The following is an 11071-nucleotide window of genomic DNA, read 5'->3' on the forward strand; positions in this document are numbered from 1 at the left end:
GTGTTAAACATAGTTCTAAGACTACCTCTTATTTTAAGAGAGGCGAAGTGTCTGGTGATCTATGGGGCCAGTCTAGGGATCTGACTAATCAATCCACACTGCTTTGTCTGCCGGAACTGAAGTAACCATTTTGCGGAAGAATAAGGCGAGTAAAGCTGCAACAGAAATCGCCCAGTAGGCAAAGTATGTTTTGATACATGAAGAAAAAGCTCACTATTTCTTCCCCGCATCCATCGTCCCATCTGTTCATCACGAACATAGCGATTTTTGACTTTTTTCGCTGGAACATACTCCGTCATTTCAGCAAGATTAAACGCAAAGTACATATCCCCAACACAAATAATACTAGGCGTATAAGGCCGCCATAAATTGCCCCAGCGATATCCTCCCCCTTTCGGATCTTCCTTAATATCAATATCCGCACGATTCAACCTTTCTCCCGGCGCATCCAACGTAACACGGTACCCCTTTTTCCCTAGGGCATCAAAGAAGCGACTCAGGAACTCTATTGCACTATCAAATCCCGTATCAGAAACGTTGAGATCCAGTAATTTCTTTTTCGTAGGCTTGTAATAGCCATCTTCTGTAACCGAGGAGGCTGGCAAATACTTTTTGAGATCATTTATCAGTCCATAACCATTACCTGTAACAGGAGCTTGCTTTCGGGTTACTGAAGACACTGATTTTGATACAACAATGGCAGAAGGTTGCACTGATGGGTTGTGATTCTCAAGTACCTTTACCGCCCTTCCCTTTTTCAGGGCAGGCAGCGCCGGGATTGCAGGCGCGTTCCCTTTAGCTAGCGCTTTCCAGTAACCAGCAAGCGGCCTGGGTATACACATTTCGCTGCATCGCTTCGCCAATAACTCAGTACTAATGCCATACAGCGCAGTTATACGCTCCGCAGGCTCACGCCAGACCAAGTGATACAGCGTTTCCCTCTCCTGAGGTAAAGTCTGTGCAGAATCGTGTGAATTAATCTCTGGCATTGCGTCTCCCTTTTTTGACTAAAGTCCTCAGAAATCTATGCCTGCTGATCATTAAATGAAATCTGACCTTCTCTCCATTGATTGAGGTATCAATGGTGTAGAAATGTCCGCGTCTAGCAAAAATCTATCTGTCAGATAAGATATAGTCCTGAGGATATGCTTACAACAACACTTGGCACTCATCAAGCATTTGATAACCCGGCCAGAGCAATGCTTTGATAAATAAAAGAAATAATACCATTCTAGCAGGGTGAACAAGTGCTGGTTGGCGCTGTGATAATTAACCTCAGTTAACAGCATCAACCGACATGAGTACAGGTGTGAGTATAAAAATAAAAACTGAAAACAAAATCAATGAATATCAATTAGATAAATATTAAATGACATTTTAACGTCTGATTCATTCTCAACTCAATACTTGGGTCCATATATAAGTATGGGCCCTTTTTCACTTACCCATTGCACTTCGTTCAATACGCAAAAGTCTGTCCCACAATTCCAGTGCTGCAGATCGCGAGCTGGTTTGAGGATACTGTGTACCTGCGTATCAATTTTACTCAGATCAGAACGGATTAGCCATGCGTCGCGCCTTCCAGCACCTTCCTCGCCGCCAGAATGATATTTTCAGGTTTAGTCGTTACCAGTTCCCGTGGGGCGCGATTATCCAGCCAGCTGTTACGCTCATCGAACCATACCGCTGTTGCCCAGGCCGTTTTTCGGCTACCGAAAATATCCAGGACCTGCTCAATGACTGGCAGTAACGTTCCCGTATGATCGACAGCATATTCAGGATAGAGATCATGGCCCTCATAATTCACCGCAAAGATTTTACCGGCTTTTTACCAGCGGTTAGGCAGCGCGTTCCGGTTCTTCGCCATTGACCCCACAATGTCGGCCAACTGCCCTGATTTCAGCCAATGGCTATTTTCCAGTGCTGAGGATTTGATCTGTTGGATGTTCACTTCCCGGTTATAGTCGCGTGGGATAACAGATTTTGCCCCTTCAGCACCATTATTCCTGCCACCACGCGCGGCAGCCAAAGTATTGAGCGCAGTTTCAACGGCTAACAACACATCCTGCTCACTGAATTCCTCTTCAACTTCAATCGTAAGATAGTGCTTTCCTTTGCCGGGAGCAGGTAATGCCTGCCATCCCAGCCCACTCTGGTCTCTTCGCCTCCCCAGAATATAAGTGGCTGGTTGAAATTCTCTCGCCGATTGTTCGGCCGTTACCCGTTCTTCCGGCGTGGATGTGGCAGCCGCCAGCTGCCCCCTGACACTGTGCTTAGGCCTTTTCTTCGCCTGCAAATCAGTCGTTTTAAGTTTTGACATAGCTCCCTCGCCCGCGGTGATAACGGTGATGTTCATAGTTTAACCAAAGGCAAAAAAAACCACGCTTCGGCGTGGATTTTTTGTTCCTTGCACTGCTATTTTCAGACCCATTTTACGACAACGAGAATTTAGCCGGAAAATCAGAATCACCCAACCGTAATTCAAGCCTCGTAATCAGTTGCGTTAATTCATTCAGATCGGTGCTATCCAGCACTGGGCCGGGTTGACGCACATTCGCACTGCTTATCACCCCACGCCGCCGCAGCGTTTCTTTACGCAGTGCGAGGCCAATGCCGAACTGAAACTCGTGGCGCAATAACGGCAGATAAATATCAAACAAATCCTCTGCTGCTTCTGGCTTACCGACCTTAAACAGCGCGCAAACCTGCACCAGCATTTCCGGATAAGCGAAACCGGTCATCGCCCCATCTGCGCCACGGCGCATTTCCTGAGGTAAAAACAGTCCGCCGTTGCCAGCCAGGACACTTATGCGTCGCAGACCACGCGCAGTGCTTTGTTCGCGTACCTGGGTGAGCTTACGCAATCCGGGTAAATCTTCATGTTTAAGCATCACCAGTTGCGGTAACGCCTCAATCAGACGCAAAATCACCGCGACCGACGTATGCACTCCTGTGGACTGAGGGAAATCCTGCAAACAGATTGGCACATCGCTGCCGAGCCATTGCGCCAGCGTAAGGTAATACTGGCTTATCTGATCGTCAGTTTTAAGATTAGGAGTCGGGGCCAGCATCACGCCTGCGGCGCCTGCTTCCATCGCGCTGAGACTTAAGCGTTGCACATGCTGGTGGGATGCATGGCTCACGCCAACCACCACCGGTACGCGCCCATTGACCCTCGCCAGCACCCGACGCATAAAGAGCAGTGACTCTTCATCAGTCAGTTTGGATGCCTCGCCCATCATACCGAGAATGGTGATGCCGCTGACCCCTTGCTGCAGATAAAAGTCAGTCAGCGTGTCCGAACTATTCAGATCCAGCTCACCACTGTCGGTGAAAGGCGTCGCGGAAATAATATAGACGCCGCTCGCCTTTTCACTGAGTTTGTTATTCATCTTCACCTCGTTGCGTGCGCAATGCGCGGATTATTAAGGGAAAGCGATGGCATCCCGTGAATGAAATCCCCAGTCGATCACCTGTCCGGGCGTTCGCTCAACCGACGGAATATCAGGTGGTGCATAGGCGATAATGGTTTGCCCCAGTGAAGCGATAAACAGTTTCCAGTGCATACCACAGAATGTTGCCATCTGGATTTCACCGCGGTGTCGCTGAGACATTGGCTGACCACTGCTGCCGAGCAACAGATGTTCAGGACGAATGCCCAGCAACGCCGCCCCCTCCTGCCGGATGAAATTACATTCACCGAGGAACCCGGCGACAAATGGCGTACCCGGCTGGCGGTAAAGGTGTTCCGGCGCGCCGGATTCGACGATATTACCGTTCTCCATAATGACAATGGTGTCGGACAAATTCATCGCTTCTTCCTGATCGTGGGTCACGAACACCACCGTCAGCCCCAGCTCCTGATGCAGCTGTTTAATCTGCAGCTGGATGGTCTGACGCAGATTTTTGTCCAGCGCCCCCAGCGGTTCATCCATCAGCAGGATATCCGGATTGAAGACCAGCGCCCTGGCCAGTGCAGTACGCTGTTGCTGCCCGCCGGATAATTCTCCCGGCAGACGCTTGCGGTACTCTTTCAGGCTGACCAGCTCAAGTGCTTCAGAAACTTTTCGTTCGATATCCACTTCAGCCAGGCGACGCATACGAAGCGAAAACGCGACATTTTCAAATACTGACATATGAGGGAACAGCGCATAGTTCTGGAAAACCATGCCGATATTGCGATCGGCAATGGGCATGCGGCTGACATCTTTGCCAGCGATACACACCCTGCCCTGATCCGGCGTTTCAAACCCGGCGATAATCTTTAGTAAGGTCGTTTTGCCTGAACCAGAGGCGCCGAGCAAAGTGCAAAACTCACCGCGCTTCACCGACAGGTTGACATCAGGCAGCGCGATAACGTCACCGTAAACTTTTCGGATACCCGTCAGGCTTACATCTTTACCTTGTTGCTGTTTCATGCTTTTCTCCATGACGACCAGACAGACTCCAGGCAAGCAGGATCAGCGCGGTTGCACCAATCAACACGCAGGATGCGGAAATGACCGTCGGATCAAAATCAAACGACAACCCTTCATACATCAGCTTTGGCAACGTGCGATTACGCAGTGTGGTCAGGAACAGCGCCATCACCACATCATCAAACGAGGTAATAAAAGCAAACACCGCTCCACCAATCATGCCAGGCAACAGCGCCGGTAACATCACGCGCCTGAACATCTGCGGCCAGCTTGCACCGAGGCTAAGCGCAGCCAGTTCCAGACTGGGATCAAAACGTTGCAGAGCGGCACGCATTGTGATGTAGGTAAAGGGTGTTGCCAGTACGGTATGGCCGATAATCAGCGCCACCGAATTATTGATCAGTCCAAGCGGACCGCAGAGGTAGTAGAGCGCCACGGCGGTAATAATCGCAGGGACGGACATCGGAATGATAAACAGGACTTCCAGCCACCCTTTGCGGTTTGAACGCATTTTATAAACGCCCAGCGCCGCGGAGGCTCCCAGAATCAACGACAACAGGGTAACAACAACGCCGACTTTCACGCTCTGCCACAGCGCGGCCATCCATTTTGAATCGGTGAAGAAATTGTCATACCAGCGCAGTCCATAGTGTGGTGGAGGGAAGGTCGGGAAGTTACCGGTACCAAAACTGATTGGGATAACCACCAGTATTGGCAGTATCAAAAACAGCGCGCACACCACACCAGCCATTGCGCTAAGACGTCCGCCGCTGGTTCGCCGTGCACCCGCTCGCTGGTTACCCTTCCCGCTGTGGCTACCCATCAGTTTGTCCAGACCAAATAAACGGTTGAACACCCACAGCGCCAGCAGCGTAGTTATCAGTAGCACCCCGGCCAATGCTGCGGCAATGCCCCAGTTCAGCTCATCGCTGATATTGTGCGAGATCAGTTCGGCAATCATCCGCTGCGCCGGTCCCCCCATCAGTGAAGGCGTGATGTAATAGCCGACCGCGTTCATAAAAACGATGATCGCCCCCGCCACCACACCCGGTCGGGTCAACGGTAGGATTATCCTGGTGAAAATGCCAATCGCGTCCGCCCCCAGACTCTGGGCGGCCTGGACAAGAGAGTTATCCAGTGCGCGAAAGGAAGCGTAAAGCGGCAACACCACAAACGGCATCAGCACATGGGTCATGCCGATTAATACGCCAGTAAAGTTATACAAAAAGGCGATCGGCTGATCGATAACCCGGGTTGTGACCAGCAGGGTATTCAGAGGACCATTTTGCTGTAACAGCGCAATCCACGCCGAGGTGCGCACCAGTGCGCTGGACCAGAAAGGCAGCAGCACAGCGAAAAACAGCACTTTTGACAGTGCAGGCCGGACGGAGGCCATTAAATAAGCCAGTGGATAGCTCATAATGACACAACAACCGGTCACCACCGCTGCGATGACAAACGTATTCTGCAACACGATGCGGTAGATCGGCACATCCCACAGGTGCAGATAATTGTCTGCTGACAGCGCGCCCTTACTGTAAAAGCCCTGTTTAAGTAGCTCAATAATTGGCCAGATAAAAAACAGCGCCAGAAAAACCAGTAGTGGCACAGCCAGCAGCGTCAGGCGGGAAAAGCGTCTTGTACCCTTTTCATTCGCCGTGGCGCTTAGCGTGATTGTTGACATAGCTCCTCCCTGCGCGCCTGAAATAGATTTCTCACATCGTCTCTCCGGCCTGGGATCATGCCTGGCTGATAAATAACTGGCGCGGATACTGAGTTAATCGCTCGTAGCCATCGTCAGTAATGGTGATGGTTTCGGACATGCCATAACCCCGCGCCAGCACATAGGTATGAAAAGTCATGCCAGGCGTAAAGTGCCACGTGCAACCCGGTGCCGCCTCCAGCGGTTCGCCGCCACTGGGTGCCAGCAGCAGCCCAACCGAATAGAAGGTTTTATTGGTATAGGTTTCACGTAACCCTGCCGCCAGTACCCCTTCGCGATAAATGGCATCCGGCACGCTACCCGCCACTCCCGGTCGCACCTCTGCCAGCGTGGCATCCTGAATGGCAATCAGCTGCTCCACCACACGCTGGTCCTCATCACTCGCGTGCCCGACGCGAATCGGCCTCATAAAACGTGCATGGTAATGTCGTACATTGGGCGTGGTTTCAATTTGCACGATATCACCGTGTGCCAGCACGCGATCGCTATAGCCACCATGAAGATGGTAAGCCCGCTCTCCTGAAGACATCACACCCGGGCCAGGCAGATCGCTGCCCGCGCGGATCATCGCGCTGCAGATTTCAGCCGCCATTTCGCGTTCGCTGACGCCGGGGCGTGCTGATGCGATTGCCGCAGACATGCCAGCCTCCGCCGCAACTGCTGCCCGGCGCTGATAAGCAATCTCAGCCGGGGATTTTATAAAGCGCATTTGCGTCACAAGCTGGCTTTCATCAAGCATCAGGGCTTCAGGCAATCCGGCCTTAATGCCGTTAAAGCGCGCCACTGATAATGGCCACGCACCCATTTCTACTGCCAGTCGGGGAGAATTACCGAGTCGCGAGCGGATTGCCTGCACGGCGATAGTGGTTTTATCGTCACTGTCGCTCCACATCACGCGATCGTTATACAGACAAGTACTGTCGAGATAGTATTCCTCCACATCCCGGCAGATCACTGTCGGGTCGCCGTTTGCCGGGATAATGGCAAACTGAAAAGAGGAGTAAGCACGGGTGAAAAAACCCGTAAGCCACGTCACGCTTTCCGGCATAAACGCCAGCAAAGCGTCATACCCTTTTTCGACCAGTTGTTGCTGCACCTGCTCCAGGCGCTGCTCATACTCTGCTTTTTCAAACCAGTAGTTGGTTGCCACCATTTTCAATCCCCCTTTACCAGATTGCGATCATTGCTGCATGGCGGTGTTATAGGCTTCACCTGCCGCCAGCGAGTGATCCGCCCACCAGTTGATATTCATAAACAGGGCATTGGATAAACGTTCAGGGGTGGAAGGCAGCCGCGCCTGCCGCGTTTTATCGATCAGTGGGATTGATTTAGGGGTGACCGGACCGTAAGCCACATACTGACTAAAACGGGCCTGAACCTCGGGACGGATAATGTAGTTAAGGAACTTAACCGCCTGCGCTTTATTGGGGGCACCCTTAACAATCATGAAATACCCCACCTGCGCCACCGACTGATCCCAGGACATCGCAATGGGCAGACCGCTGTCGATCCCTGACTGGAAGCGACCGTTCCAGCCCAGCGCCATCACAACTTCGCCGCTGGCCAGGGCCTGAACGGGCTGGGCACCTGATGACCACCACATCGCCACATCAGGTTTAATCTGACGGATCTTGTCCAGTGCACGCTTCATGCCTGCGGGGGTATCAAGAGTTTTATAAACATCTGCGGGGGCAACGCCGTCGGCGAGCAGTGCCGCTTCCAGCACCGTATCGGGTTTGTCCGGTAATGTACGTTTACCCGGGAATTTTTTTACATCCCAGAAATCTGCGAACGTTTTCGGCCCGCCATTGGGAAAGGCTTTGGTTGAATAACCGATGACAGTGGAGAAGATTTCAGACGGAACACCGTAATCATTGCGCGCCTCGGGCAGGACATTCTCTTCATTAACCATATCCGGGGTGATTTTTTCAAAAAGACCGCTTTTCGCTCCCTGCATCAGGCTGGCGCCGCCTGCGGTCACCACGTCCCACTCCACTTTATGGATATCCACCATGGCCTTAATACGCGCAATAACCGGGTTGGTATCTTCAATAATTTCGATACCGCTCTCTTTGGTAAAGGGTTTCATCCACGCCTCGCGGATACCGTCCTGATAAGCGCCCCCCCAGCTGGCAAAGGTCATTTCATCAGCAGCAGTGGCGCGCAACGGCTGCGCCAGCGAGAAAACCACCGAAAAGGCAACTAACAAACCTGGCACTGTTACAGTCAATTTTGTCATTACATCTTTCCCTTATTGGTTGATAAAAACCGATACCGTCGCCGGTGAGCGAGCCGCTCCGGACGATAAATGGTTATCTGGAAATAAATGTCACAAAGCGGGTAAGCATTGATTTTGCGGCAACAGCTTCGTCGGCTGTGGCGATCAGCTCTTCAATATCGGCCCCATCGCGTTCCATGGTGACGCGGTTTTGTTCAAACCAGAGCGGCGCCTGCTCAAGCGTAATTTCAGGATGCCCCTGGATACCCCAAATCGGCCGATCTTTATACCGCCAGATCTGGTTAGGACACTGGTCGCTGGCGGCCAGGATAGTCATATCAGGATGGGTGGCGCGCACTTCATCGTTATGCCAGACAAACATATACACCTGAGGGAAAATGCCGGAGGCGATGCTGTCCTCAGCGGCTGCGGGCGTTGCCTGCAGCCATTTATTGCCGATCTCGCAAGTGTCGCGTCGAAAGACCTGGTCCCTGCCACATAATGCTGAGGCGAGGATCTGGCTGCCAAAACAGATACCCAACATCGGGATGCCCAGCGCAGCGGCCTGAACAATAAGCTGATGTTCGCGGTGGATAAAAGGAATATCTTCATAGGCACCGTGCGGGCTACCGGAGAGAAAAATCCCATCATAGCTGTGCAGATCGTCAGGAAATTCGTTCTGCCATGCCCAGTAGTGATCGACCTCTAATCCCCACGTTTTGAATCGTTCGTCCAGCCGGGCAATCGTTTGTTTCGATTTGCCATTATGGAGATAAAGCAGGCGTTTCTGACCCATTGATTCCACTCCCCCTGACAGGTTTGACAGACCACTGTAAGCGGCCAGGATTTATCGAAAACTGCTGGCAGTGAACGACTGAAAAATGCCGTAACGTGCTCCCTCAATATGTCTAACCATCGCCTGCGCCGCCCGTTCGCCATCTCCCGCCTCGATGGCGTCAAGAATGGCCAGGTGTTCGTCACGTCCGCTCTCAAAGCGCATCGGTACCATTTCTTTGCCAAACATCCTTGTGCGGGTACGCAATTCACCAATCAGCCGCAGGGATAACTTATTGCCGCTGGTTTCAGCGATACTGAGATGCAAAAAGTCGTCGACTTCCCAATGGCTGCTGGCACTCACCTGGTCGGGAGTTGTCATTGCCATCAGCTGCTGGCGGATGTCTGCCAGCTTAGCCGCCGACATTTTGCCAGCGGCATTGCGGGCCGCGTCGGCTTCCAGCAAAATGCGCACGGCCATAATTTCCAGAATCTCACTCAACTCCACGCCATTCACCAACAGCGTCCTGCCCGAGCGCCGCAGATAGCCACTGCCTTCCAGGCGACCGAGCGCTTCACGAACGGGAGTCCGTGACAGACCCAGTTGCTCAGCCAGGCGACGTTCATTGACGACTTCACCATTCCTGAAAGCGCCGGTCTGGATCATATGGAGCACGGAGTCATACGCATTTTGCGAAAGTGGCTGATCGCCGGATGGGGCTAATTTCATCAATTTATTCACCGCCCTGAGAATGCACACTTTTTAGCCTGTGCCTTTGTTGTATTCGATATGTATACCAATTGTCTACCACACAACCTTGCAGCGAACTGCTTTAAAAATAAGTTATTTGCATCTTATGGCTTTGAAATAAGCAAAGCTTATTTTTTGAGCGATCTCAGAACGGAAACTTTTTTGCGGGTGGATTTTCGGGCTGCTTCAGGAGCAAAGGGATAGAAACGGGGAATTTGGAAAAAATCGTGGAGTGTGCAGGTCACAGACAGAAGCCAGACTTCATAACCTGATGGAGGCTTCTGAAATAAATAATTCGTATAGATAAAAATCAAAAAAAACATAAGGCGAGTTGGGCTATCGACCTGTAGGTATCGAGGCTCAGCTTGCTCAAGCCAATAGCAATTATACACATACGACTTATCTTGACGAACGGAGAGTGATGGTGAAGGAATGGACAAGTGGCTAGTAGGACCATTTAAATTGTGAGTATATCGTCCCCAAGACGCCAAACCTTAACATCTCAGGCCGTCCGCTTTGTGCCAGAAGCGGAAGTAGCTAACAGCACTAAGTCTTGACTGACGTGGTGCAGGTCACAGTATGTGATTATATCCAGTATGACTTGAAAAAAGATTCGAGCCACTATATATAGTAATTAATCCATTTTTCTTTTGGTATATATAGTACAAATGAACCCATTTCGTGTTTTGTGTTTAGACGGTGGCGGAATGCGTGGTGTTTATCAGGCCACGTACTTACAGACTTTTTCTCAAAGGCTAAGTCAGACTGGATTTAAACAGTCTGACCCTGGTTCTGCCTTCGATCTACTGGTCGGTACCAGTACAGGAGGGATCGTTGCCTGCGCATTAGCTGCTGGTATTCAGCTTGAGAAGGTTCTTGAGCTTTACCAAACTTACGGTAAAGATATTTTTCCACGACAGCGACTTCGTGCCCTTCCTTTTGTAGGTAAATACGTTCGCGGGTTATGCTCGGGACTAGCTTCAGGGGACTTTGCCTTACGCAAAGTGCTTAATAATACCTTTGGTGAAGAAACTATCGGCAAAGTTTATGAACGCCGAGGGATCGGTTTAGCTATCACTACTTTAGATTTAAATCGTCACTCCTCAACTGTATGGACTGACCCCACAACCGTAGACATTTCCTGTCCTCACGACGAGGCCAGTTCAAAGGCCTCCGGACTGACGCCG

10 protein-coding genes and 2 pseudogenes are annotated in these 11071 nt (G+C 51.3%); 2 read left to right on the plus strand and 10 right to left on the minus strand.

Annotated elements, in window-relative coordinates:
• Positions 1 to 68: 68 nt before the first annotated feature.
• The 10 genes and pseudogenes from AC3Y5R_RS23785 to AC3Y5R_RS23830 form a co-directional block, all read right to left on the minus strand.
• A pseudogene (locus AC3Y5R_RS23785) lies at positions 69 to 989 on the minus strand (hypothetical protein); the annotation flags it as partial.
• 572 nt (positions 990 to 1561) lie between these two features.
• Complete coding sequence (locus AC3Y5R_RS23790) at positions 1562 to 1807, minus strand: hypothetical protein (RefSeq protein ID WP_489923377.1); 246 nt, start codon at positions 1805 to 1807, stop codon at positions 1562 to 1564.
• 21 nt (positions 1808 to 1828) lie between these two features.
• Positions 1829 to 2320 (minus strand): hypothetical protein, encoded by a 492-nt coding sequence (locus tag AC3Y5R_RS23795; protein ID WP_489923378.1) that lies wholly within the window; start codon positions 2318 to 2320, stop codon positions 1829 to 1831.
• Between the two features lie 112 nt (positions 2321 to 2432).
• Positions 2433 to 3392 (minus strand): dihydrodipicolinate synthase family protein, encoded by a 960-nt coding sequence (locus tag AC3Y5R_RS23800; RefSeq protein WP_489923379.1) that lies wholly within the window; start codon positions 3390 to 3392, stop codon positions 2433 to 2435.
• A gap of 33 nt (positions 3393 to 3425) precedes the next feature.
• Entirely contained in the window at positions 3426 to 4418 is a 993-nt protein-coding gene (locus AC3Y5R_RS23805; RefSeq protein ID WP_489923380.1) for an ABC transporter ATP-binding protein, read from the minus strand.
• Positions 4399 to 6102: an ABC transporter permease subunit gene (locus AC3Y5R_RS23810; RefSeq protein ID WP_489923381.1), complete on the minus strand. Its 1704-nt coding sequence runs from the start codon at positions 6100 to 6102 to the stop codon at positions 4399 to 4401. Before AC3Y5R_RS23810 ends, AC3Y5R_RS23805 begins: the two co-directional genes overlap by 20 nt.
• 55 nt (positions 6103 to 6157) lie before the next feature.
• Positions 6158 to 7294: a M24 family metallopeptidase gene (locus tag AC3Y5R_RS23815; RefSeq protein WP_489923382.1), complete on the minus strand. Its 1137-nt coding sequence runs from the start codon at positions 7292 to 7294 to the stop codon at positions 6158 to 6160.
• A gap of 27 nt (positions 7295 to 7321) precedes the next feature.
• A complete protein-coding gene (locus AC3Y5R_RS23820; protein WP_489923383.1) occupies positions 7322 to 8380 on the minus strand; it encodes an ABC transporter substrate-binding protein in 1059 nt (352 codons plus the stop codon).
• Positions 8381 to 8453: 73 nt separating this feature from the next.
• Positions 8454 to 9155, minus strand: a complete 702-nt coding sequence (locus AC3Y5R_RS23825; protein WP_489923384.1) for a type 1 glutamine amidotransferase — start codon at positions 9153 to 9155, stop codon at positions 8454 to 8456.
• 51 nt (positions 9156 to 9206) lie between these two features.
• Positions 9207 to 9863, minus strand: coding sequence for a GntR family transcriptional regulator (locus tag AC3Y5R_RS23830; RefSeq protein WP_489923385.1), 657 nt, complete (start codon positions 9861 to 9863; stop codon positions 9207 to 9209).
• A 349-nt stretch (positions 9864 to 10212) separates the two neighbouring features.
• On the opposite strand from AC3Y5R_RS23830, the pseudogene AC3Y5R_RS23835 reads away from it, so the two are divergent.
• Both AC3Y5R_RS23835 and AC3Y5R_RS23840 read left to right on the plus strand, forming a co-directional pair.
• Positions 10213 to 10332: pseudogene (locus AC3Y5R_RS23835) on the plus strand (tyrosine-type recombinase/integrase); the annotation flags it as partial.
• Positions 10333 to 10552: 220 nt separating this feature from the next.
• Positions 10553 to 11071, plus strand: a 519-nt coding sequence (locus AC3Y5R_RS23840) for a patatin-like phospholipase family protein (RefSeq protein ID WP_489923386.1), incomplete at its 3' end; no start/stop codon positions are given.

This window comes from Erwinia sp. 009765445 (assembly GCF_058137865.1).

Excerpts from the sequence above, each read along its gene's own strand:
- AC3Y5R_RS23795 (WP_489923378.1), bottom strand. The coding sequence starts at position 2,320 with ATGTCAAAACTTAAAACGACTGATTTGCAGGCGAAGAAAAGGCCTAAG.
- AC3Y5R_RS23800 (WP_489923379.1), bottom strand. The coding sequence starts at position 3,392 with ATGAATAACAAACTCAGTGAAAAGGCGAGCGGCGTCTATATTATTTCC.
- AC3Y5R_RS23805 (WP_489923380.1), bottom strand. The coding sequence starts at position 4,418 with ATGAAACAGCAACAAGGTAAAGATGTAAGCCTGACGGGTATCCGAAAA.
- AC3Y5R_RS23810 (WP_489923381.1), bottom strand. The coding sequence starts at position 6,102 with ATGTCAACAATCACGCTAAGCGCCACGGCGAATGAAAAGGGTACAAGA.
- AC3Y5R_RS23815 (WP_489923382.1), bottom strand. The coding sequence starts at position 7,294 with ATGGTGGCAACCAACTACTGGTTTGAAAAAGCAGAGTATGAGCAGCGC.
- AC3Y5R_RS23820 (WP_489923383.1), bottom strand. The coding sequence starts at position 8,380 with ATGACAAAATTGACTGTAACAGTGCCAGGTTTGTTAGTTGCCTTTTCG.
- AC3Y5R_RS23825 (WP_489923384.1), bottom strand. The coding sequence starts at position 9,155 with ATGGGTCAGAAACGCCTGCTTTATCTCCATAATGGCAAATCGAAACAA.
- AC3Y5R_RS23830 (WP_489923385.1), bottom strand. The coding sequence starts at position 9,863 with ATGAAATTAGCCCCATCCGGCGATCAGCCACTTTCGCAAAATGCGTAT.